Annotated in this window: 23 protein-coding genes and 1 tRNA gene; 9 read left to right on the top strand and 15 right to left on the bottom strand. The window is 30.3% G+C overall.

All coding sequences use genetic code 11. From position 1 onward, the window contains the following. Window positions 1-9: 9 nt before the first annotated feature. On the bottom strand, window positions 10-1,269 hold the full coding sequence (locus BUB70_RS13275; RefSeq protein ID WP_073122411.1) for an oligosaccharide flippase family protein: 1,260 nt from the start codon (window positions 1,267-1,269) through the stop codon (window positions 10-12). A 166-nt stretch (window positions 1,270-1,435) separates the two neighbouring features. On the opposite strand from BUB70_RS13275, the gene BUB70_RS13270 reads away from it, so the two are divergent. Beyond that, the gene (locus BUB70_RS13270; RefSeq protein ID WP_073122409.1) at window positions 1,436-3,499 is read left to right on the top strand and encodes a tetratricopeptide repeat protein; all 2,064 of its coding nucleotides are present in this window, start codon (window positions 1,436-1,438) and stop codon (window positions 3,497-3,499) included. Here BUB70_RS13270 and BUB70_RS13265 read toward each other — a convergent pair. From BUB70_RS13265 to BUB70_RS13235, 7 genes are read right to left on the bottom strand one after another with little or no spacing between them, the layout of a single operon-like run. After that, window positions 3,494-4,222, bottom strand: a complete 729-nt coding sequence (locus tag BUB70_RS13265) for a LytR/AlgR family response regulator transcription factor (protein ID WP_073122407.1) — start codon at window positions 4,220-4,222, stop codon at window positions 3,494-3,496. The genes BUB70_RS13270 and BUB70_RS13265 overlap by 6 nt on opposite strands. A 9-nt stretch (window positions 4,223-4,231) precedes the next feature. Next, window positions 4,232-4,549 (bottom strand): Hpt domain-containing protein, encoded by a 318-nt coding sequence (locus tag BUB70_RS13260; RefSeq protein ID WP_073122405.1) that lies wholly within the window; start codon window positions 4,547-4,549, stop codon window positions 4,232-4,234. After that, on the bottom strand, window positions 4,550-5,602 hold the full coding sequence (locus BUB70_RS13255; RefSeq protein WP_073122402.1) for a sensor histidine kinase: 1,053 nt from the start codon (window positions 5,600-5,602) through the stop codon (window positions 4,550-4,552). It abuts the gene before it with no gap. Beyond that, the gene (locus BUB70_RS13250) at window positions 5,602-6,735 is read right to left on the bottom strand and encodes an FIST signal transduction protein (RefSeq protein WP_073122400.1); all 1,134 of its coding nucleotides are present in this window, start codon (window positions 6,733-6,735) and stop codon (window positions 5,602-5,604) included. Before BUB70_RS13250 ends, BUB70_RS13255 begins: the two co-directional genes overlap by 1 nt. Beyond that, entirely contained in the window at window positions 6,707-8,335 is a 1,629-nt protein-coding gene (locus BUB70_RS13245; protein WP_073122398.1) for a PAS domain-containing sensor histidine kinase, read from the bottom strand. The genes BUB70_RS13250 and BUB70_RS13245 overlap by 29 nt, the downstream gene beginning before the upstream one ends. Next, entirely contained in the window at window positions 8,332-8,874 is a 543-nt protein-coding gene (locus tag BUB70_RS13240) for a heme NO-binding domain-containing protein (protein ID WP_073122396.1), read from the bottom strand. Before BUB70_RS13240 ends, BUB70_RS13245 begins: the two co-directional genes overlap by 4 nt. Then, complete coding sequence (locus BUB70_RS13235) at window positions 8,875-9,288, bottom strand: response regulator (protein WP_073122394.1); 414 nt, start codon at window positions 9,286-9,288, stop codon at window positions 8,875-8,877. A 252-nt stretch (window positions 9,289-9,540) separates the two neighbouring features. On the opposite strand from BUB70_RS13235, the gene BUB70_RS14120 reads away from it, so the two are divergent. Beyond that, window positions 9,541-9,702 (top strand): hypothetical protein, encoded by a 162-nt coding sequence (locus tag BUB70_RS14120; RefSeq protein ID WP_159431435.1) that lies wholly within the window; start codon window positions 9,541-9,543, stop codon window positions 9,700-9,702. Between the two features lie 44 nt (window positions 9,703-9,746). On the opposite strand, the gene BUB70_RS13230 is transcribed toward BUB70_RS14120, so the two are convergent. Both BUB70_RS13230 and BUB70_RS13225 read right to left on the bottom strand, forming a co-directional pair. Further along, window positions 9,747-9,820 (bottom strand) — tRNA-Ile (locus BUB70_RS13230). A 61-nt stretch (window positions 9,821-9,881) separates the two neighbouring features. Beyond that, complete coding sequence (locus BUB70_RS13225) at window positions 9,882-10,853, bottom strand: polyprenyl synthetase family protein (protein WP_073122392.1); 972 nt, start codon at window positions 10,851-10,853, stop codon at window positions 9,882-9,884. Window positions 10,854-10,998: 145 nt separating this feature from the next. On the opposite strand from BUB70_RS13225, the gene BUB70_RS13220 reads away from it, so the two are divergent. The 5 genes from BUB70_RS13220 (at window position 10,999) to BUB70_RS13200 (ending at window position 18,099) form a co-directional block, all read left to right on the top strand. After that, window positions 10,999-11,604 (top strand): TetR/AcrR family transcriptional regulator, encoded by a 606-nt coding sequence (locus tag BUB70_RS13220; RefSeq protein ID WP_073122390.1) that lies wholly within the window; start codon window positions 10,999-11,001, stop codon window positions 11,602-11,604. A 2-nt stretch (window positions 11,605-11,606) separates the two neighbouring features. Beyond that, the gene (locus tag BUB70_RS13215; RefSeq protein WP_084730292.1) at window positions 11,607-12,944 is read left to right on the top strand and encodes a TolC family protein; all 1,338 of its coding nucleotides are present in this window, start codon (window positions 11,607-11,609) and stop codon (window positions 12,942-12,944) included. A gap of 22 nt (window positions 12,945-12,966) precedes the next feature. Continuing rightward, the gene (locus BUB70_RS13210; protein ID WP_073122388.1) at window positions 12,967-14,100 is read left to right on the top strand and encodes an efflux RND transporter periplasmic adaptor subunit; all 1,134 of its coding nucleotides are present in this window, start codon (window positions 12,967-12,969) and stop codon (window positions 14,098-14,100) included. Between the two features lie 7 nt (window positions 14,101-14,107). Next, window positions 14,108-17,560: an efflux RND transporter permease subunit gene (locus tag BUB70_RS13205; RefSeq protein ID WP_073122386.1), complete on the top strand. Its 3,453-nt coding sequence runs from the start codon at window positions 14,108-14,110 to the stop codon at window positions 17,558-17,560. 62 nt (window positions 17,561-17,622) lie between these two features. Next, window positions 17,623-18,099 carry a regulatory protein RecX gene (locus BUB70_RS13200; protein WP_073122384.1) on the top strand — a complete coding sequence of 159 codons (477 nt, stop codon included), beginning with the start codon at window positions 17,623-17,625 and terminating at the stop codon, window positions 18,097-18,099. Window positions 18,100-18,109: 10 nt separating this feature from the next. On the opposite strand, the gene BUB70_RS13195 is transcribed toward BUB70_RS13200, so the two are convergent. Continuing rightward, on the bottom strand, window positions 18,110-18,661 hold the full coding sequence (locus BUB70_RS13195) for a hypothetical protein (protein ID WP_073122381.1): 552 nt from the start codon (window positions 18,659-18,661) through the stop codon (window positions 18,110-18,112). A gap of 161 nt (window positions 18,662-18,822) precedes the next feature. On the opposite strand from BUB70_RS13195, the gene BUB70_RS13190 reads away from it, so the two are divergent. Further along, the gene (locus BUB70_RS13190) at window positions 18,823-19,299 is read left to right on the top strand and encodes an ABC transporter ATPase (RefSeq protein ID WP_073122379.1); all 477 of its coding nucleotides are present in this window, start codon (window positions 18,823-18,825) and stop codon (window positions 19,297-19,299) included. Between the two features lie 27 nt (window positions 19,300-19,326). On the opposite strand, the gene truB is transcribed toward BUB70_RS13190, so the two are convergent. The 4 genes from truB to BUB70_RS13170 are packed head-to-tail and all read right to left on the bottom strand — an operon-like array spanning window position 19,327 to window position 21,949. Continuing rightward, window positions 19,327-20,031, bottom strand: a complete 705-nt coding sequence (gene truB / locus BUB70_RS13185; protein ID WP_073122377.1) for a tRNA pseudouridine(55) synthase TruB — start codon at window positions 20,029-20,031, stop codon at window positions 19,327-19,329. Beyond that, entirely contained in the window at window positions 20,032-20,826 is a 795-nt protein-coding gene (locus BUB70_RS13180) for an undecaprenyl-diphosphate phosphatase (RefSeq protein WP_073122375.1), read from the bottom strand. A 1-nt stretch (window position 20,827) separates the two neighbouring features. Next, on the bottom strand, window positions 20,828-21,067 hold the full coding sequence (locus tag BUB70_RS13175) for a DUF3098 domain-containing protein (RefSeq protein ID WP_073122373.1): 240 nt from the start codon (window positions 21,065-21,067) through the stop codon (window positions 20,828-20,830). A gap of 3 nt (window positions 21,068-21,070) precedes the next feature. Further along, on the bottom strand, window positions 21,071-21,949 hold the full coding sequence (locus BUB70_RS13170; RefSeq protein ID WP_073122370.1) for a cell division protein FtsX: 879 nt from the start codon (window positions 21,947-21,949) through the stop codon (window positions 21,071-21,073). A 162-nt stretch (window positions 21,950-22,111) separates the two neighbouring features. Between BUB70_RS13170 and rbfA the strand changes: the two genes are divergently transcribed. Further along, entirely contained in the window at window positions 22,112-22,507 is a 396-nt protein-coding gene (gene rbfA, locus BUB70_RS13165) for a 30S ribosome-binding factor RbfA (RefSeq protein WP_073122368.1), read from the top strand. Window position 22,508 lies beyond the last annotated feature (1 nt).

Below are 22,508 nucleotides of genomic sequence, written 5' to 3'. Positions count from 1 at the left end.
AAGAGCATTTTATTTTTTACCATTCGTCGATACTTTCTTAGCATCGATGAAAAAGAAAATAACTTGGGTGAATAGCAAAAAAGTCATCGCCAACATTTGTACATGAACTACTTGATCTAATGAAGCGTGATAAAAAACGACTAGTAAAACTTGCAATGCTCCAAAAATTGCAGATACTAATACAGGGATATATTTATCTAAAGACAAAAAGTAGTATGCAAAAATATTGGCCACAGCAAAGATTCCAGTAGCAAAAGCATACTTCCATAATAGTGGAGCTATCTCTACATAATCGTTCCCAAATAACATTTGTACAATTAACGTTGGAAACATGGCACAAGCCAACACAATAGTTGTGGCAATAATGGCAATATAAGAAACATATTTCATCAATACCTTGGTAGTATCTTTTCCTTCTTTTTTAAGTTGAACTACCGTTGGTAACAACAACATCACAAACATCCACGCAACAAAATATACAATACGACCTATTAAAGCTAAAGAAGCATATAACCCAGCATCATAAGCTTCAAAATAATGCTTTACCAATAAGATATCACTGTTATTAATGATGATTTGAGACAATTCATAAAAAGCAGTAATCACAAAAAACTTTTTTACTTGTGCTAATTCTTTTTTAGGAAAGACTACTTTACTAGTTAATTGTTTTTTATCAAAATTTAATGGAAACAACCCAACCACAAGAGACACCAAAACTCCTACAGCAATTACTACCGATGATTGAGAATGAAATAACAATACTAAAATTAAAGTAAGTCCTAATCTGGTAAACATTTCTGCTTGATAAGTAATAGATAACAATTTAAATTGTTTTTTACCTTGAAAAAAACCTCTGTTTACACTCATTAAAAAATACAACGGCACTCCAATTCCAAAAATGGTAAACATCATAGAAGACGAAGTATGAAAAATTCCTTGTAAATCTTTTGCAAAAACTACTACCATAGCCCCAAAAAAGATTCCAACCATCACTGCGTTTTTATAAATCTTTTTTACAAAAGCTCCAAAAATAGTTTCAGATAAAGTAACTGTAAACTTTGCTGCCGCTAATTGAAAAGTCATGGCAACAAACGACAATACTAATAACATAGTAATTAAAATAGCTGCATCAGAAAATTGTTCTGGCCCTAAAATTCTACCTAATAAAAGGTTATACAAATAATTTCCTCCGTTAACCGTTAAAACGCTTAACATAAACAATTGTTCCTGAGAAAGAATTGGTTTTTTAGTGATAGAAATAGACAACATAGCTTTGGTGTTTTTGGTTAAAAATTAATAGATTACTCATTAAATCTGACACAAATTTCACCCAAACCTCCTTCAAAACCTTTTATATTTCGTTCAATTGCATCTTGCTAACGGTGAATAAACAAGGTATTATCCTTAACTTGTAATCATCAATAAAACGCTATCGATGAAGAATTTATCTTTTGTTATTTTCCTATTATTTTTTACCACAAATATTGCTTTTGCACAACAAATGCAAACTGGTTTTACTTACCTAGAAACAGGTAATTACAAAAAAGCTGAAATATTTTTTGAAAACATTCTAAAAGAATACCCCAAAAACAAAACAGCCAAACTTTGTTATGGTAGAGCGGTTGGACTAAATGGAAAACCCGAACAGGCCGTTACTATTTTTACGGAATTACTAACTACTTATCCTGGTGATTTTGAAATTCAACTAAACTATGCAGAGTCTTTACTATGGAGTAAAAAATTTAATCAAGCAAAAGAATATTACGTACAACTAACAAATACCAATCCTAAAAGTTTTGCCGCCTTGTTGGGTTACGCCAACACCTTATCTAATTTAAAGGAATATACCAAAGCTTTAGAGTATGTAAACAAGGCTTTAGAAGTATTACCGAACAACCCAAATGCAATGGTTTCTAAAAAGTATATTTATTTAGGATTGGCCAATCAACAACAACAAAAGCAACAATACAAAGAAGCCATTGCTACTTTAAAAACGGATATGGAATTGTTTCCTAAAGACAGAGATATCTATTTAAATTTAGCCAACACTTATATTATTGCAAAAAAACATCAAGAAGCAGAAGCATTGTTTGTAGAAATGCAACAAGATTCAACTTTGTATTTTCATGCCAAGAATGGATTGGCATTAAATGCTCATCTGCAAGAAAAAGACAAAAAAGCACTTGAGATTAGCACCAAAACACTTTCTGAAATTGATGAAACAACTCCCAAAAAAGATATTAAAAGTACTCAAGAGCGATATGCACAAGCTTTAATTTGGAATAGAAAATATAAAAAAGCAAAAAAATATATTGATGAAATTGCAAAAGGGAAAGAAAAAGAAAACTGGATTTTAGGATTAAAAGCAACTCTTTACACTTATACAGGTGATTTTAACAAAAGTCTAAACACTTATAATGCTATTTTAAGTAATGATGAAACTTCTTTTGATGGAAACTTAGGAAAAGCAAATGCATTAAAAGCCAACGGACAAATTAACAATGCTTATTTGGCTGCTAGAGAAACGTTGGTACATTTTCCAAATCAAAAAGATGCGTTGAATTTTATCAATAATTTAAACAGTAGTTACATTCCTGTTTTTGAAAGCGATGCAAGATATAGTTTTGACAATGGAGATAGTAAAGCTTACACCTCAACTTCTCGTGTTGTATTCCCAATGAGCACTAAACTTACCTTGTCTACCCAATATCAATACAAAAAAGCCATTAATGATGTTACAGACAATAACAGTACTTCTAATTTAATTGGAGCCGGATTGGGATATCAATTGCATCCTAAAATAAATTTCTTAGGAACTGTGGGAATTAACAAAATTAATGGGAATAAAAGTAGTTACGATCAGTTTTATACAGACATCCTTTTTAAAACCAAACCTTTTAAATTACAGCATTTAGATATTGGCTACAAAAGAGAATTACAAAACTTTAACGCCGAATTGTTAAACAGAGAAATTATTCAGAATAACTTTTATGGAAACTATAATTTAAGCACCAACTTTAACTTAGGATGGTTTACACAATATTATTATACAACTCAGAATGATGACAACACTAGAAATTTATTATTCACCTCTTTGTATTATAATTTATTACCAAAGCCAGCATTAAAAACGGGAATCAACTTTCAATACTTGACTTTTAAAAATCAAGTACCTACTATTTATTTTAGTCCCGCTGAATTTAAAGCTATAGAAGTTTTTGTGAACTTGATTAAAGACCGAGGAATTGCAAAAAGCAAAAATTGGTACTATGGCTTAACGACTGCTATTGGATATCAATACATTGAAAAACAAGCAAAGCAAAGTACTTATAGAATTCAAAGTAATATAGGATACAAGTTTACAGACCAATGTTATTTAGAAGGATTTGCCAACCATAGTAACATTGCTTCGGCAGCCGCTAGTGGATTTACTTTTACAGAATTTGGCGTAAAATTTACATGGCATTTTCTTAAAAAGCCAATCTTTAAAACCTTATAAAAGATTTAATCGTTTCATTAACTCTGGTCTATTAGACCTACTAACAGGTACTACATCTTTTTTAATCAACACACTATTGTCTTCAATATCAATAATCATTTTAATATTAATAACGTAAGACCTGTGTACCTTTAAAAACAAATCATCAGGAAGTTTATCTTCTATTTTCTTTAATGTAGAATGAACTACATAATTTTTAGCTTCTGTTTTTATTTGAATATAATCTCCTTTGGCTTCAATTAAATATATATCAGGAATATTAATTTTAACTAATCTTCTATCAATATTCACATATAAATCTTTTCCAGATGCTACCGATTCCTTTTTTGTACTCTTGGTAGAGGTACTCTCTTGAACAGGTTCATTTGACAAAATAGCACTTTCAACCTTTTTAACTGCCTTTAAAAAACGAGGCAAAGCAATAGGCTTTACCATATAATCTACAATACAATCATACTCAAATGCATCAATAGCAAATTGAGTATCGGATGTAATTAATACAATTTTAGGTGGATTTTTTAATGTTTGGATAAAATCAAAACCTGTAAAATCTGGCATATGTATGTCCAGAAAAATCAAATCTACTTCGTTTTGATTTAAGTGTTTTATAGCTTGAATGGCATTAGAAAACTCTCCATCTATTTCTAATCCTCCTACTTGACTACAAAGTTGGTTAATTACCAATCTTGAAGTAGCTTCATCATCAACAATAATACAATTCATATTCACAATTTATAGCGAGGCTAAAAACTGAGTCATAACAGATAAGGTTTCTTTAAATTCTTTTTCCAAATCTGAATTTCCCGCTCTTAGATTATTTTCATACTCCACCGCAATTTCATAACTCTTTTTCAGACCCAAAATACTAATTTTATGCTTAAGTTTATGAACTATTTCTATAATAAACTTATCATCTTCTAATTCTAAGCTATTATAGTACTTTTCTTTCTCAGTAGGAAACTCATCAATCATAATTGCTATGAGTTTTTTTTCAAAATCTTTATCTCCTCCAGCAAGTTCTTTAATGTAGTCAATATTGGGCTTTTCCATCTATTTATTTTTAATTAGAAAATTAAAGGTAGTACCTTTTGACACCTCTGAGTCTACCCAGATTTTTCCTTTATAAATTTCTACAATTTTTTTTACTATTGACAATCCAATACCTATTGATTTTTGACTGTTTTCTAACTTAAAAAAAGCTTTAAATACTTTTTCAAAATAATTCTTATCAATCCCTTTACCATTATCTTTTACATAAAATTGTAACATATCATCTTTGGGTTGATAACCTATTTCTACCCATCCTTTTTCTTTATCATTATAAGAAATAGCATTGACTATTAAATTTTGAAAAAGTTGTTGTAACCTATGCTTGTCACCATTCACAACAGGTAATTCTCCTTTTACTCTTACTTCAATATGATCTGGAATCTCTATGTATTCTATAATTTCTTTTAATAATAAATTTAAATCTACAGGATAAATAGTTTCTTCTTTTTTGCCTAAAGTTGAGTACTCCAAAATACCTGTAACTAAAGCATCCATTTTTTCTACATTTGCTCTAATTAATTCAATGGTGTGCTTTCCCTGCTCATCCATTACCGACCCATAATCTTCTTTTAACCATGCAGTTAATGCATCAATACTTCTTAGGGGTGATTTTAAATCGTGAGAAACCATATGAGCATACTCACTTAACTCTTTATTTTGATGCTCAAGTTCTTTTAAAAGTTTTTCTCTTTGTTTGTTTATTTCCACAATTTCTTGGGTTTTTAAACTCATCAAATCCATAAACTTTTTACTCTCTTTTTCAACTTCATGCGCTACAACCTCTTCTATATTTTCACTTCCTCTTAAAGTATCTACCACATTTTTAAGCTGAGCAATAATTTGTTGTTGTCTGTCTGTATCTTTTTTTAATAATCCATTTGCTTCAAACAACTCATCAGAACTAATTTTCATAGCACGTTGTAGCATTATAAATTGCTCATCATAATTATCATAAGATCTATCTATTACATCTAAAAATACATTAATATCTGGATGATTTGTTAGTTCTTCTGACAAATATTTTCTGATTTGTCTTTTCAGCAATGAATTCATTATTCGCTAATTAATGTAACTGTAATAGTTTGATTATGCAATCTACATGTATTTTCCCCATTAAAAGGAGCTATTTCTCCGTAGGAATAAAAACCGCAAACGGTTGGAACATTACCAATAACATCTACCACTTCTTCTACTTCTTTCTCTACTCTTTGATCTAAGACCAATTTACGACCAATACAACTTACAAACAAAACCAATTCTGAATCTTTTATTCTGTTTTTATTAGCTCTTTTTACTGCCATTTCTGAGGCATTGGCTATATTATCAATATTTGTCATCATCAATTGAACCTTAGAACCTACAGGAATATCTCCTGCCAAAATCATAGCATTTTTATCATTATCTATGTTTAAGATAGATCTTACAATAGACTGTTCTTCTCCTTCAATTTGTACATTTAGAGGATATAACAAAGCAGCACTTGGCAACTCTTTTGATTTGTCTCCTAAATATTGTTTGTATAAATCCAAAGCAGGTTTGTTATCTAGCTCAAACAATACATTCCCATCAGACTTAGTCACAATTCTTTCTGGTCCAAAAGGAGTCCAGCCTCCAAAAATAGAAAAAGAAATTTCTAAACTTTCTCCATACAATCCAATGGCAATAATTTCACCTTCTTTAGGTTCTTCATTATACGAAGCAATGGTCCTTTCAAATCTTTCAGAATCTCCACACAAACCTCCTGTAATTAATACATCCTGAGGAACAACACTTTTCATTCCCTCAGTTAATTTACTTCCATTGATAAAACTCCCTTCTGAAACAACAAAAACAAATTTTAATCCTTCTAAAGGAAATTGTTCAATTAATTCTTTTCCTGTTTTAAAACTATCTAAATCTGTATTTAAAACATTACTGGTTTTAATGATAAATTCACTGTTTTCAAAATCAATAGCCGTAGCCGTTACACTACTATCCTCTACATATTGCGAAGTTACATTTCCACAACTTGAACCAATAACAATATGAGCATTCTCAAAAATATCTTTTAATTCTTGGTATACAGGAATAGACTCTAACACCAATCTATTTCCAAACACCAAAATCAGTGGTTTATTAAGATCTTTTTTTTCACCAATAAAATCCCATTCCCCTTTTTCATTTCTTGTTAATTGCATTCTTTTCATAGCTATTTTCTTTTTTTATGGTAAAATAAAATATTGTTCCCTCTCCTACTTTACTTTCTAACCAGATGTTTCCATGATGAAGTTCTACTATTTTTTTAACGATGGAAAGCCCAATACCCGAAGAGTCTTTTCTTTCGTTGAGGGAATGAAATATTTTAAAAATTTTCTCAAAATATTGCTTTTCTATCCCCATACCATTATCGGAAATTGCAAACTGGAAATGAGTACCAACATCTACACAACTTACTTTTATTTCCCCTTTTTCCTTATCACAAAACTTAATAGCATTGCTTAATAAATTTTGAAAAAGTTGTTCTAATTTCACTTTATCCCCTAGTACAATTGGAAGGTTATTTTCTACAGAAACATGAATGTTTGCTGGTACATATATCACCTCTAACAGGTCTTTAAGTAAATGATTTATATTGATTTTTTGATCTAGATGTAAATCTGCTCCAACACGAGAATACTCTAAAACATCAGAGATTAAAAGTTCCATTTTTTCCAATGTTTTTTCAATCATTACAATGTTCTGAATACTTAGTTCATCTAAATTTTCTAAATTATCTTCTTTAATCCAACTAACTAAAGCATTAATACTTCTTAAAGGTGATTTTAAATCGTGAGAAACTACATGGGCATATTCCTCTAAACTTTCATTACTCTTTGCTAATTCCTCTAAAAGTTCTTCTTTTTGTTTTTCTAATTTTTTAAGGTTTGTTATATCTAAATGAACCCCTATAGATCCTGTAATTTCTCCTTTAAGATTGTAATTTGGTGCTCCACTAATTAACCAAAACCTAGGCTCACCTGTTTTGGTAAACACCTGCAATTCGTAAGAATTAGAACTACCTTTCTTTCTTTTTTCGTGCTCAATAGCTAACTTTTCTTTGGATTCATCCTTTAGAAAAATACTTGAAGCTACTTTACCTAGTAATTCTTTACTTGAAAAACCTGACATTTCTTCAAAGCTTTGGTTGACAAACAGCACCTTATCATCATTATCAACTTCTAATAAACCAAGATTCATATTCGCAATAATACTACTGTATTTTTGCTTTTCTGCCTCTAGCTTTCTTTCATATAACTTATTTAAGGTAATATCTCTTAAAATTCCTTGTGCTGCAATAGGCTTATTATGTTCATCATATATTATACTAGCATTTATTTGTACCAATTTAATTTTTGATGTCTTGGTTTTTATTTTTATTTCAAAATCTACAATTCTACCAGTCTCATATAAAGTTTTAAAAGAATTAGAAATGTAATCAATATCTTCTGGCAAAGTTAATTTCATCAAATTTAACACACCATCTGACAATTGATAAGCAGTTAGTTTTTCTGCAGCCTCATTCATTTTGATAGCATTTCCTGATAAATCCATCATAATATAAGGATCTACCAAGTTTTCATAAAACCCTTTTAATTCGGAGTTTTTTACTTTTAATAATGCTTCTAGCCTGTCTTTGGCTTTTTTGTTTTTTTGATTTAGATGATAAAGCTCCTCAGATTTTTTTTCTAGGATTTCTTCAGCTTGTTTTCTAGCAGATCGCTCTCTTGCTAAAGTTCGTTTTAATATTTCAACTTCATGTTGACTCATGATGTTTTAACAATGGTGAATTTTACTTCAGTTCCATCTTCTTTTAACTTTTCAAATTCTATAATAGCATGTTCCCCAAACAATTTAAAAGTTTCCTCCATTAAGCCTTTCCCTAGAATATATAAAGCTTTGTCTGACTTATAAATCATGATCATTTTATTTTCCTCATGCAAAATCAATTCAAAAGTAGGAAGTTGTGCATCTGGATATATTTTTTGTACTTCTAAATGTATATGATTTTCTATAGAGGCTAATAAGTCCATGGGACTTTTATAATGTTGAACTAAATTAGGATGTGATTTGATTAATGTCTTAAAAAAGTGTTCGGCAAAAATCATTAATAAATCATCTACAGAAACGGAAGTATTAAGGCTTAAATTAGAAATTAACTGAAGCATTTCAGAAAACTCATAAGTTCCTATGGAGGTATAAGCCCCTCCTGAGTTTAACATAGATTGATTGATGATGTCATCAACCATTTCTAAACCATATTTTTCTTCAACCAATTCTAAAAAATCTGTAAAGACAATTCCTTTCATTTATATAGTAATTAACTGATTGATACTCCAATAAGATAATAATTTTTCTATTTTAGACACATATTCTTCATATTTTAAAGGTTTTAATACATAACCAGCTACTCCAATCTTATAACATTCTAATAAGTCTTTTTGATTATTTGAAGTACTTAAAATAATCGTAGGAATATATCTTAAATCAGAATCATTTTTTAAGATCGATAAAAATTCAATACCATTTATTTTTGGCATATTTAAATCCAATAGAATAATATCGGGCAACCTATCTTTTTGTTCTAAAATTTTTAACGCCTCTTCTCCATTACCAGCATTTACCATTTTATGTGGTAAGCTTAAAGAAGAAATAGCCCTATTAAACTTCATTACTTCAATAGCATCATCCTCTATTAGTAATATTTTCAGGAACGTGTTCATTATATACAACTTTAAATGCAACTAAAAATAATCAATCTACTCTGTAGCAGTTTTTCATATCGTTAAAACACTAAATATCTGTAGACGAATGGTTAATTTTAATCGATAAGTGAATTTTTCACTCCTAAATTTAATCTTTATTTCTTAAATGCAACAACTCATCTACAATAAAAATTAATTCATCTAATTTTTAAAACTTAAAGTTCACTCTATTTATAGCTTTGAAGTATATAAACATCTAAAGCTATTATTATGAATAATATAACACCTAAATTAAATTACTTTGAATTTATAAACAGAATTAAAAGTGACCCTTACTTATACACATCAGTGTATGATGATGCTAAAAAAAATCTAACTCCTGAAGAATTCAAACTTTTACAAAAAAAGCTAGCAATGAGTAAAAAATCTTAAACAAAAAAACCACTTCGGACTGAAGTGGTTTTGGCTTTAAGTAGTGGTCCCACATGGGCTCGAACCATGGACCCCCTGATTATGAGTCAGGTGCTCTAACCAGCTGAGCTATGAGACCTAAAGCGGTCGCAAATTTAATATATTTTTATTTTCTCACAAATAAAATATGAGTTTTCTATTTATACTTTTCTCCCCATTAAATAATGACCAAAGGCAATTAAGTCTTCTTTGGTTGATACTGAAATAGATACCCCTTCTAAAACATCAAAAGCCTTTTGAGTATAATTTTTAATTTCTTGTTGAATTTCATTAACTGCTTTTGATTTTATAAATATTTTTTTTGTAATTTCTATTTTAGAATCTATATTTTCTTGCGTTGTTGTAAACAAAGTTAACAACTGATCTTTTTCAGAACCTTCAAGGTTTTCAAGTGCTTTTAAGTATAAAAATGTTTTTTTATTCTCTATAATATCTCCTCCTACTTGCTTTCCAAAAGTTTCTGGATCTCCAAAGGCATCTAAATAATCATCTTGTAACTGAAAAGCCAATCCTAAATTTAATCCGTATTGATACATTGCTTCTGCATCTTTTTCAGAAGCATCCGATATAATGGCTCCCATTTTTAAAGCAGCTGCAACTAATACAGATGTCTTTAACCTAATCATTTCAATATACTCTGGAATAGAAACATCATTTCTATTTTCAAAATCCATGTCATATTGCTGTCCCTCACAAACCTCTAATGCTGTTTTTTGAAATAACTGCATCAGTTTTTTATAAATATCTCCTTCGTAAACCTCTAAACACTGGTTGGCTAAAATCATCATCGCATCTCCAGAAAGAATAGCTGTATTTACATCCCACTTTTCATGAACCGTTGCTTTACCTCGTCTTAACGGAGCACCATCCATAATATCATCATGTAACAACGTAAAGTTATGAAACACCTCAATAGCCAAAGCGGCATGTAGTCCTAATTTATAATCTTTACCAAAAGCATCAACACTCATTAAAGCCAATAAAGGTCTCATACGCTTTCCTCCTAATTGTAATATATAACTTACTGGTTCATATAAACTTTTAGGCTCTGTAAATTTTGTGTTTTCTTCTAAAAAAGAAAGAAACGAATTTCTATATACTGATAATTCCAATGGGTATTTTTTGTAGTAAAAGTAATATAATGTTAGACTTTATGAAAAAGGAATGTTAACAAATATTTATATTTTAAAAAACTATGGAAACTAAATTTGTTTTTTTAGTTTCCATGATTATCTTTGCCATCAAATTTTAATGTAAATAAAAGATAAAATATTAGCAACCGCCACAAGTATGTTTTTAGATCTTGGATTTAAAAGCGTTACTATGGATGATATTTCAAACGCATTAGGGATTTCTAAAAAAACAGTTTACACCCATTTTAAAAACAAAAATAAACTTGTAGAAGCTACAACCCTGAATATATTCAATAATATTTTACAAGGTATTAGTGCCATAGAGAATAAAAAACAAAACTCTATTGAGGAACTCTTCGAAATAAAAGAACTAATGATGAACAATTCCAGCACTAAAAATCATTCTTCCATTTGCCAACTTCAGAAATTTTTTCCCGAAATTCACTGCAAAATGAAGAAAAAGCATCAAGAAGCTATGACAAAGTGTGTAACTCAAAACATTGAGCGTGGAATTTTAGAAGGATACTACAGAAAAAACTTAAATATAGACTTTGTAGTTAAAATTCACTTTGCTGGAATTGAAGGCGTTAAAGAGATGGCAAACCATATTAATGAGCTAGAAAACAAATCTAATTTAGCTACAGAATACCTAGAATACCACACAAGAGCTATTGCTACAGAAAAAGGAATAAAAACATTAAACCAAATACTAAACAACACTAAAAAATAATTATGAAAAAGAACTTTATTATATATCTATGTTTTTTAACATACTTAATAGTTCCTGCTCAAGAAAAAGTGCAAACACAAGTGCTAGATAGCATTAAAACAAACTTTTCTTTACAAGAAGCTATTGAATTTGCGTTAAAAAATAACCGAACGGCACAAAATGCCAATTATGATATTGAAGCTGCAAAACAACAAAAGTGGGAAACTACAGCTATAGGATTACCACAAATTAATGGTAAAATAGAGTATACTAATGCTTTAAAGCAACAATTTCCTGGAGTCGATTTTAATGGTGATGGTACTATCGACTTCGGTGCAAAACAAAATATTACGCCTACAGTTACTTTAACCCAACTTATTTTTGACGGTTCTTACATTGTAGGATTACAATCTGCCAAAGTATTTTTAGCCATTTCTGAAAATGCCAAAGCAAAAACAGATCAAGAAATCACTAAAGGTGTCACCAGTGCCTATAGCAATGTTTTATTAACTGAAGAAAGCATTAAACTAATTAAAAAGAATATTGAAAGTATTGAAGGTAATTTAAAAGAATCTAAAGCAATGTTACAAAACGGTTTTGCTGAAGAAGAAGACATAGAACAGCTTCAAATTACTTTGAATAACCTTAAAAGCAATTTAGAAAGTTTAGAAAGAATGCATGAGATTTCTTTAAAATTATTAAGATTAACCTTAGGATTTACAGAAGACGTTTCACTTACCCTTACTCAAGACTTACAAACCTTAATTACTGAAACCAAAGAACAACCAACAACCTTTACTGATTTTTCTGTTTTTAACAATATCGATTATAAAATTGCAGAAAACGAAACTACTTCTAAAAAACTGTTATACAAATTAGAACAGGCTAAATTATTACCAAGTATTAGTGGATTTTTAACTGGAAATTATATAGGTAACAGTAACAGTTTTACATTTTTACAAAGTAGTCAATCATGGATTCCAACGGCTATGTTTGGTGTAACTGTTGATATTCCAATCTTTTCTTCTTTTGCAAGTGGTGCAAAACGTAAAAGAGCTAAAATAGAATGGTTAAAATCGCAAAACAATTTAATTGATATGGAGGAGCAAATACAAATCAACTACCAAACCATACAATCTGATTTAGATTTGGCTATTAATACTTTAGACAACAAAAAACAAAATCTAAAATTGGCTCAACGTATTGAAAATAAAAACAATATTAAGTATAAAGAAGGAATTGCTAGTAGCTTTGAATTAAGACAAGCGCAAATGCAATTATACAGTAGTCAACAAGAATATTTACAAGCCATGGTAAATGTCATTAACAAAAAAGCAGAATTAAACGCATTACAAAACTAAAACCGCTCTCAAAAATAGAATCATGAAAAAAATATTATTCGTCATTGCAGCAATTACCATGATTGCGTGTGGAACTAAAAAAGAACAATCAGTTGCAGATGTTATTGCAACTAATAACATAAAAGAAATTAAAGCTAAAAGAAATGCTCTTGTTAGCCAAGTAAAGGAATTAGAAATTGCAATTTCAAAATTAGATACCGTTAAAAAAACTATTTTGGTATCCACCATGTTAGCAACTACTACAGATTTTTATCATTATGTAGAAATCCAAGGAAATGTAGAAACCAAACAAAACTTAATTCTTTATCCAGAAATTAATGGAGCTTTAAAATCTATTTTGGTAAAAGAAGGTCAAAGAGTTAATAAAGGTCAAACCATTGCCATTATTGATGATTCAGGTTTAAAAGATCAATTAGCTCAATTAGATGCAGATGCTGAATTAGCAAAAACTACTTTTGAAAGACAAGAACGATTATGGAATCAAAAAATTGGTTCTGAAATTCAGTTTTTACAAGCCAAAACTGCTTATGCAGCTAAATCTAAAGCGGTTGATAATTTAAAAGCACAAATAGACAAAACCTATTTAAAAGCACCTTATAGCGGTATTGTTGATGATATTATTACAGAAGAAGGATCTTATGTAATGCCTGGTCAATCACCTATTGTTCGTTTGGTTAACTTAAGCGATATGACTATTAGTGCAGAAGTTCCTGAAACATTTATCTCTAATGTTAAAAAAGGTAAAAAAGTTGATATTTATATTCCTGTGTTAGATGCATCTGCTGAAACTACTATTACACAAGCAGGAAATTTCATTAACCCTAACAACAGAAAGTTTAAAGTAGAAATGAACGTTCCTAATAGTATTGAAGCAAAACCAAACATGTCTGTTCGTTTAAACATCAATGACTATCATAACGAAGCTGCTATTTTAATTCCTCAAAGTATCATTTCAGAAAATGAGAAGAATGAAGAATATATTTTTACAGCAGTAAAGAAAGGTGACAAATACGTTGCTCATAAAACATTTGTTGAATTGGGTAGAACTAACAAAAATGACATTGAAGTGGTAAGTGGATTGGCACCAAAATCATTAATTATTGTAGAAGGAGCAAGATCTGTAAAAGAAGGTCAAGAAGTAACTATTTTAAACTAAGCTGATCATGTCAGAAAAGAAAAAAAGCACCATTAAAGAATTTGCATGGTCATCATGGGCTATCAACAATAGAACCACCATGTACGTGTTGGCTGCAGTCATCCTAATTTTAGGAGTTTCTGCATACAACAACCTGCCTAGAGAAAGTTTTCCGGAAGTAAAGGAAACAAAGATATATGTAAATGCTATGTACCCAGGTAATACAGCCGAAGATATAGAGCGTTTAATTGTTGATCCGCTAGAAGACGAACTAAAAAACATTAGTAATGTAAACAAAGTAACCTCTACTTCACAAGAAGATTACGGGATTATTATTGTTGAATTTGATGAAAAAATTAGCGTTGAAGCTGCCAAACAAAAAGTAAAAGATGAAGTTGATGGTGTAAAAGCCGGAGAAGATTGGCCAACTTTTAACGGAGCCAAAGTAGACCCTGCTGTTTTTGATTTAAACATTTCGGAAGAAATGCCTATCCTAAACATTAACCTTACAGGAGATTATACTGTAGAGAAGTTAAAAGCATACGGGGAACTTTTACAAGATGAAATTGAAGAGTTACCTGAAATTAAAAAAGTAGATATTAGAGGAGCTCAAGAAAAAGAAGTTGAGATTGCTGTAGATGTCTATAAAATGTCAGCTGCTCAAGTTAGTTTTGATGATATTATCAACGCTATTAAGCAAGAGAATATCACCATGTCTGCAGGAAATTTAATTACCAGCGGACAACGTAGAACCATAAGAATTTTAGGAGAAATTGAAAGCCCTATTCAGCTAAAAGACTTTGTTATTAAAAGACAAGGAGGGATTGTTTATCTTAAAGATGTAGCAGATGTATTCTTTAAAGAAAAAGAAAAAACAACCTATGCTCGTGAATGGGGAAAAACTGTAGTAATGCTAGACGTTAAAAAACGTGCTGGTAAAAACATGGTAGAAGCTGCTGATAAAATCAAAGAAATTATCAAAAAAGCTCAAATAGAAGAGTTACCAAGTGATTTAACAGTCACCATTAGTAACGATCAATCTTCTAATACCTTAAATCAAGTAGATGATCTAGTAAACAACATCATCTTTGGTATTTTATTGGTAGTAATGGTACTAATGTTTTTCTTAGGATTTAGAAATGCATTATTTGTAGGATTTGCTATTCCAATGTCTATGTTTATGTCCTTTTGGATTATTGATTTATTAGGATACACCATGAATACCATGATCCTTTTTGGATTGATTATGGGATTAGGAATGTTGGTTGATAATGGTATTGTAGTAGTAGAAAACGTATTCCGTTTGATGGATGAGGAAGGAATGACTAGAAAGGAAGCTGCTAAAAAAGGAATTGGTGAAATTGCTTATCCAATTATCATTTCTACAGCAACTACAGTAGCAGCATTTATTCCACTTGGTTTATGGCCAGGAATTATGGGACAATTTATGAAGTACTTCCCTATTACTTTATCTATTGTGTTAGGATCTTCATTATTTGTAGCTATTTTCTTTAACTCAGTTTTGGTTTCACAATTTATGACCATTGGAGAAAAAAAATTAACCTACAAACAATTAACAAGATTAACCATTATTCTTTGTGGAGTTGGAATTCCAATTATGTTATTCGGTGGTGCCACAAGAGGTTTGGGTAGTTTAATGGTCGTTACGTGTCTTTTGTTTTGGTTATATAGATTATTCATCAAAAATGGAGCTATTTTCTTCCAAGAAAGAATGCTAACCTATTTTGAAAATGCTTATGAAAAAGCCTTGCGTTTTTCTTTAAGTAGCTGGAGACCTTATGTATTTTTAGGAGGAACTTTTGTATTGTTAATTGCCTCATTTATGGTCTTTGGTACCTCTGTAGAATCTGGAAAAACACAAGTAGAGTTTTTCCCAGACAACAAACCTAACCAAATTATTGTGTATTTAGAATATCCACAAGGAACGGATATTGAAAAAACCAATAAGATAACCAAAGACATCGAAAAACGTGTTTATAAAATATTAAATAGTGCCGAATATGTAGACAATGGTTACAACTTTTTAGTTGAATCTGCTGTTTCTCAAGTAGGTATGGGAGCAGGTAACCCAAATACTGATAGTGGAGATTCTGAAATGCCACATAGAGGTAAAATTACGGCTACCATGCGAGAATATAAATATCGTAGAGGAGCAGATTCTGAAGAATTACGACTTAAAGTTCAAGAAGATTTAAAAAACAAATATCCTGGACTTGCTATTTCTGTTGAAAAAGATGCGGCAGGACCTCCTGCTGGATACCCTATTAATATTGAGATACAAGGAAAAGATTATAACGAGTTGATTTCAGTAGCACAAAGAATGCAAAAATTTATCTCTGAGCGTAGTATTGCAGGTATTGATGAACTTAAAGTTGATGTAAACAAAGCAAAACCTGCTATGGAGGTTTATGTTGATAGAAAAAAAGCAGGTGCATTAGGAGTACCTGTAGTAATGGTTGCCAATCAATTAAGACGTTCTATTTTTGGAGAAAAAGCAAGTGTTTACAAAGAAGATGGTGATGATTATGACATGTATGTTCGTTTTAAGAAAGAAGACAGAACCAATACAAGTTTATTATTTAATCAAAATGTAATTTTCCGTAGCCAAATAGATGGACAATTAAAAGAAGTACCAATTTCTGCATTAATATCTCGTAGAAACACAGCCTCTTTTAGTGCTATTAAACATATAAATGGAGAAAGAACTGTAACGGTATACTCTGCTTTGGCTCCTGGTTATAAAGATGCAGGTGCTGTAGTAAAACAAATTGAATTAGAAATGGCAGATTTTGATTCACCTAAAGGAATTTCATTTGATTTTACTGGACAAATTGAAGAACAAAACAAACAAATGAGTTTCTTGATGGGAGCTTTACTAACTGGTTTAGGATTAATTATGTTTATTCTTGTGTTTCAGTTTAATTCTGTTACCAAACCGGCTATTATCATGGTCGCTATTTTCTTAAGTTTTACTGGGGTATTCTTCGGTATTATTGGAATAGGAATGAGCTTTGTTATTATGATGACCATGATGGGAATTATATCACTAGCCGGAATTGTGGTAAATAATGGTGTGGTTTTATTAGATTACACTCAATTATTATTCGATAGAAAAGCAGAAGAAATCGATCTTCCTGAAGATGAAGTAATATCTATAGAACATGCCTTTGAGGCCATAGTACAAGGAGGTAAAGCTCGTTTAAGACCTGTAATTTTAACTGCTATTACTACTGTATTAGGATTGGTGCCCTTAGCTATTGGTTTTAATATTGATTTCTTTGCTTTGTTTAGTACTGGAAACCCTAATATTTACATGGGAGGTGATAATGTAATTTTCTGGGGGCCACTTGCATGGACTGTAATCTTTGGATTAACCTTTGCAACCTTCCTTACCTTAATTATTGTACCAGTGATGTTTTACTTATTACATAAAATTAAAATCAAGGTTAAAAATAAATAAGCATATAAAAACAATACGGAAAGCCTGCATATTATTTATGTAGGCTTTTTTATTTTAGCATCATGCAACATAAGAAAACCTATACTATAGAAGAAGCTAAAAGAGCGCTAGAAAACTATTGTGTATATCAAGATAGATGTCATAAAGAAGTTGAAGAAAAACTCCACAAAATGGGCATGATTCCACAGGCTTGTGAAGTGATTATTTTACATTTAATGGAACACAACTTTTTAAATGAAGAACGTTTCTCTAAAAGTTTTGCTAGAGGTAAATTTAGAATAAAAAAATATGGTAAAGTTAGAATTACCCAAGAACTAAAATTCAGAAACATTTCAGAATACAACATCAAAACAGCCTTAAAAGAAATTGATGGAAAAGAATATATAGAAACACTTTATGCTTTATCTTCTCAAAAATGGGAAAACACCAAAGAAAGTAACTTCTATAAAAAGAAAAAAAAAGTTGCTGATTTTTTGCTACGAAAAGGGTATGAATCTAACCTAATATACGAAGCACTATCTGAGTACAACAACCAATAATAAATTAGAACTATTTAATAGAATCTATCTTAGAAAAGAAAAAATTATCCTCAACCAATTCTCTTTCAAAATCATTTTGCTCATAAATCGCATTAATCTTGGTATTGATCATTCTATAAATATTAAAAAGTCCTTGTGTTTGTTTGGTTATTTCTGGAACGGTAATCGCTGGAATATCTTTCATTTCTTGCAATCTTAAAGATTGATTGAACAAAGTGTTTATTCTTGCTCTCATACCTCTCTCATTTAAAACCTCAACCGTAATAGAATCTCTCATCAATTCCACATCTTTGGTCAACTCTTCTGCTGTATTTAAAACTTCGTTTGGGGTTGTTTTTTTTAAACGTTTTAAATCTTCGGTAACTTTAAAATAGCCCTTCCAACCAATAATAGAATCTTTATAAATCACCTCTACAGGTGCTAAAGAATCAAAAACAATTATTTCGTCCTTAGTACTTAAATATTTTTCATCATTTTCTGCATTTATAGCAGTCTTGGTTTTCTTTTGCTCACAAGCAATAAAAACAGTGCAAAATATTACTAATAGGGTGATGTACTTCATAGACACAAATATATAAGAATCTTATGGATGATGATAGATGGCTTTAAAATTTATCACATTTTAAGAACGATAATTCTCTAAAAATCAAAATTTAAATAATTAAAAAAATAAACGATTATTTTAGGGATAGCTAATATATTTGCAATAAACAAAATTAATTTATGTTAGTAGATTTTAATCAGCTTGAAAATAACGCTAAAGTCTTTTTATATCCTAGCAATAAAAAGTTTCATCCTGAATTACTTTCAGAAATAGAAACCAAAGTAAATAATTTTGTAACTCAATGGTGTGATAAAAACGATATTGAAGCTGGCTTTGATATTAAACATCAACGTTTTATTATTATTGCTATTAACAACACCAAGCCAATTACCACCACCATTATTGATGAATTGGTAAGCTTTATTTTTACCCTACAACTGGAGCACGAAATTGAATTGCTAGACAAATTAAATGTTTGTTTTAAACAAGGTGAATTTGTGCAATATAAAGATGTTAAAGAGTTTAAAAAATTGATTAAAAACAAAAGTGTTAACAAGAACACCATTGTTTTTGATAACCTAATCAACACCAAAGAAGAACTAGAATCTGATTGGGAACTACCTGCCGAAGATACTTGGTACTCTAGGATGTTTTAATTTAATTAAACACCTAATTATACTTTTCTACTCTTTTAGTTCTAATCCAAAATCTTGTAAAAAAGCTGCCACAGAAACAGCATTATTAACATTAAAATCTCCAATTTTAGTTCTTCGTAAAGCTGATAAATGAGATCCTGTATTGATAGCTTTTCCAAAATCATAAGCCAAAGAACGAATATAGGTTCCTTTACTACATGCTACTCTAAAATGTACATTCGGAAAATCAATTGCTGTAATTTCAAATTCAGAAATGGTAATTTTTCTTGATTTTATTTCAGTTGTTTTCCCTTCTCTAGCCAATTCGTACAAACGTTTTCCTTCTTTTTTAATGGCTGAAAAAATAGGTGGCACCTGATCTATTTCTCCCACAAATTGCTTGGTAGCTTCATAAATCATTTCAGAAGTAATATGATCGGTAGGAAATGTTTTATCAATCTCTGTTTCCAAATCATAACTTGGAGTGGTAGCCCCCAAAACAATAGTTCCTGTGTATTCTTTATGTTGAGCCTGATACGTTTCTATCTTTTTGGTAAATTGTCCTGTACACAAAATTAATAACCCTGTAGCCAAAGGGTCTAACGTTCCTGCGTGACCAACTTTGATATTCTTAAGCCCAAAATGTTGCTTAATAACCCATCGTAATTTGTTTACGACTTGAAAAGATGTCCAATGTAAAGGTTTGTCAATCAACAATACCTGCCCTTCTTTATACTCCTCTAATGTTTTCATTTAAGATAAAAAGGTATAAGTAATTGCTATTACACCAACAATTGCACAGTAAATAGAAAAATAAATTAACTTACTTTTTTTAACCAAAGCAATCATCCATTGACAAGCAAGTAACCCTGCTATAAAAGCAGCTGCAAAACCTGCACCCATGGGAACCATTTCTTGTGAAGAAACATGAATATCTCCTCCTAAAAGATCTTTCGCTATTTTCCCAAAAATCAATGGCACTACCATTAAAAAAGAGAACCTTGCTGCTTTATTTCTATCTACTCCTAAAATCACTGAAGTAGAAATTGTTGCCCCAGATCTAGAAATACCTGGTAACATAGCAATGGCTTGAGAAATTCCAATAATAATTGAACCTGCTACGGTTACATCTTTATTGGTCGTTTTAGCTCTATCTGCCAATAACAAAAGTACCGCTGTTACCAGTAACATGGCTCCAACAAAAAGTATTTTTCCTCCAAAAAAAGATTCTAATTCTTTTTCAAATAATAATCCAATCATAACCGCAGGAATCATCGACAAGACTATTTTTAAAGAAAACATAAATTCATCATTTATTTTAAACTGAAATAATCCTTTTAAAATTTGAAAAACTTCTTTTCTAAAAATAACAATGGTACTTAAAGCTGTTGCAAAATGCAATACAACTGTATAAGTTAAACTTTCTTCTGGTACAGAATTGTCTCCTAATATAAATTTTGCTATTTCTAAATGTCCACTAGAGGATACAGGTAAAAATTCAGTTAATCCTTGAATAATACCTAAAATAATTGCTTCTAATATTCCCATGCTACTTTTTTGATGGTTTTGCTAAAATGGCCCAAATTTCAATTCCGAATCCTATCAACACCAAAGTGGGTGCAACTCTAATTCTTCTAAAATTGTAAATTGCTTCGTTAAATACTTCTGGATTGTCAGATCCTCCACCCGACATTAAAATAAATCCAATGGCAATAAAAGCCAAACCAATCAACATCAGTTGATAATTTCTTTTTCCAAACACAAAGTCTGATGCAAATTTTTCTTTCATAACTTAAAAATAAAGTTGATCTGTTTTTAAACGTAAAAATCTTTGAGTAGCCATAAAAGCACTCGCAGCAGTAATAATTATTGCTGAAGCAAAAATTCCTCCAACTACTAAAGCCAATACTTTAACATCTTCTAACAACGCCAAAGCAGGTAATTTATGATTTATTTTATAACAAATCCCTAATAAAATAGCTGAAGCAAAAAATGCTCCTGCCAATCCTAAACGCACACTTCCTAAAATAAATGGTTTTCTTATAAATGATTTTGTAGCTCCAACCATTTGCATGGTTTTGATTGTAAATCTTTTAGAGTAAATAGATAATCTAATAGAACTATTTAATAACAATACCGATATAAATGCCAATACCGATGCTCCAACAATTAACCAGAAACCAATGGTTTTGATGTTTTTTGTTAACAAATCTACCAAAGGAGCATCATAAGCTGCTTCTTCAATAAAATCGTTTTTTTCTAATTCTTTTTTTATGTACACCAATTGTGCTGGGTTTACAAAATCAGCCTTTAATCTAATTTCATAATAACTTTTTAAAGGATTATCTCCCAAAAAGCTTAAAAAATCTTCTCCAATATCTTTACTAAATTCTTCAGCAGCTTGCTTTTTAGATACAAATCTTATTTTGTTGGTATAGTCTTTATCTGCCAAAAACTTTTTTAACTCCGTTTGTTGCTTGTCAGACATGTTATTTTTTAAATACAAAGTAATGCTTACCTTTTCTTTAAAATAACCACTTAAATTACGGTATTTTAACACCGTTAATCCTAAAAAACCAACCATTAACAAAACCATTGTAATACTTAACACTACCGATAAGTACGAGGCTTGTAAACGTCTTTTTTGATACTTTTCAAAAGATTTTGACATGGTATAATCTCAATAATTTGTCTGCAAGGTACTATCAAAAAATGATTATTAAAAATTTTGTTATCAGTATAAAAGTATTCAGTATTAAGTTATATGTTTATCAAGCTAATAATTCTTAATACGTAATTGTAAAATCGTAATTCATAATCGTATCTTTGCCGTATGGAAGAAACAAATAGACAAAAAAAAATAGCAGGGGTAATTCAGAAAGATTTAGCCGAAGTTTTACAAGCAGATGCTAGAAATGGTTTACGTGGTGTCATTATTTCAGTATCTAAAGTAAGTGTTACTGCAGATTTAGGGCAAGCAAAAGCTTACTTAAGTGTATTTCCATCAGAAAAAAGAGCGGAAATTATTAAAGCTGTAAATGCGAACGTAGTAGGAATTCGTCACGAATTGGCTCAACGTACCAAACACCAATTAAGACGTATGCCTAACTTATTATTTTTTGGTGATGACTCTTTGGATTATATAGAAAATATAGATGATTCTTTAAAAGGAAAAGATGTAAACCCTATTTACAATCCTGAAATTTTAGACAAAAGAAAAAAATCATAAG

This window comes from Wenyingzhuangia marina (assembly GCF_900130035.1).
Classification (GTDB): Bacteria; Bacteroidota; Bacteroidia; order Flavobacteriales; family Flavobacteriaceae; genus Wenyingzhuangia; species Wenyingzhuangia marina.
Note: the sequence above shows the minus strand (reverse complement) of the source record. Positions and strands in the feature narration are given on the sequence as shown.

Coding starts and splice junctions, on each gene's coding strand:
- BUB70_RS13245 (WP_073122398.1), bottom strand. CDS start 8,335: ATGAGTCAACATGAAGTTGAAATATTAAAACGAACTTTAGCAAGAGAG.
- BUB70_RS13260 (WP_073122405.1), bottom strand. CDS start 4,549: ATGGAAAAGCCCAATATTGACTACATTAAAGAACTTGCTGGAGGAGAT.
- BUB70_RS13215 (WP_084730292.1), top strand. CDS start 11,607: ATGAAAAAGAACTTTATTATATATCTATGTTTTTTAACATACTTAATA.
- BUB70_RS14120 (WP_159431435.1), top strand. CDS start 9,541: ATGAATAATATAACACCTAAATTAAATTACTTTGAATTTATAAACAGA.
- truB (WP_073122377.1), bottom strand. CDS start 20,031: ATGAAAACATTAGAGGAGTATAAAGAAGGGCAGGTATTGTTGATTGAC.
- BUB70_RS13265 (WP_073122407.1), bottom strand. CDS start 4,222: ATGAATTGTATTATTGTTGATGATGAAGCTACTTCAAGATTGGTAATT.
- BUB70_RS13240 (WP_073122396.1), bottom strand. CDS start 8,874: ATGAAAGGAATTGTCTTTACAGATTTTTTAGAATTGGTTGAAGAAAAA.
- BUB70_RS13210 (WP_073122388.1), top strand. CDS start 12,967: ATGAAAAAAATATTATTCGTCATTGCAGCAATTACCATGATTGCGTGT.
- BUB70_RS13275 (WP_073122411.1), bottom strand. CDS start 1,269: ATGTTGTCTATTTCTATCACTAAAAAACCAATTCTTTCTCAGGAACAA.
- BUB70_RS13255 (WP_073122402.1), bottom strand. CDS start 5,602: ATGAATTCATTGCTGAAAAGACAAATCAGAAAATATTTGTCAGAAGAA.
- BUB70_RS13250 (WP_073122400.1), bottom strand. CDS start 6,735: ATGAAAAGAATGCAATTAACAAGAAATGAAAAAGGGGAATGGGATTTT.
- BUB70_RS13180 (WP_073122375.1), bottom strand. CDS start 20,826: ATGGGAATATTAGAAGCAATTATTTTAGGTATTATTCAAGGATTAACT.
- BUB70_RS13190 (WP_073122379.1), top strand. CDS start 18,823: ATGTTAGTAGATTTTAATCAGCTTGAAAATAACGCTAAAGTCTTTTTA.
- BUB70_RS13170 (WP_073122370.1), bottom strand. CDS start 21,949: ATGTCAAAATCTTTTGAAAAGTATCAAAAAAGACGTTTACAAGCCTCG.
- rbfA (WP_073122368.1), top strand. CDS start 22,112: ATGGAAGAAACAAATAGACAAAAAAAAATAGCAGGGGTAATTCAGAAA.
- BUB70_RS13205 (WP_073122386.1), top strand. CDS start 14,108: ATGTCAGAAAAGAAAAAAAGCACCATTAAAGAATTTGCATGGTCATCA.
- BUB70_RS13200 (WP_073122384.1), top strand. CDS start 17,623: ATGCAACATAAGAAAACCTATACTATAGAAGAAGCTAAAAGAGCGCTA.
- BUB70_RS13235 (WP_073122394.1), bottom strand. CDS start 9,288: ATGAACACGTTCCTGAAAATATTACTAATAGAGGATGATGCTATTGAA.
- BUB70_RS13270 (WP_073122409.1), top strand. CDS start 1,436: ATGAAGAATTTATCTTTTGTTATTTTCCTATTATTTTTTACCACAAAT.
- BUB70_RS13175 (WP_073122373.1), bottom strand. CDS start 21,067: ATGAAAGAAAAATTTGCATCAGACTTTGTGTTTGGAAAAAGAAATTAT.
- BUB70_RS13195 (WP_073122381.1), bottom strand. CDS start 18,661: ATGAAGTACATCACCCTATTAGTAATATTTTGCACTGTTTTTATTGCT.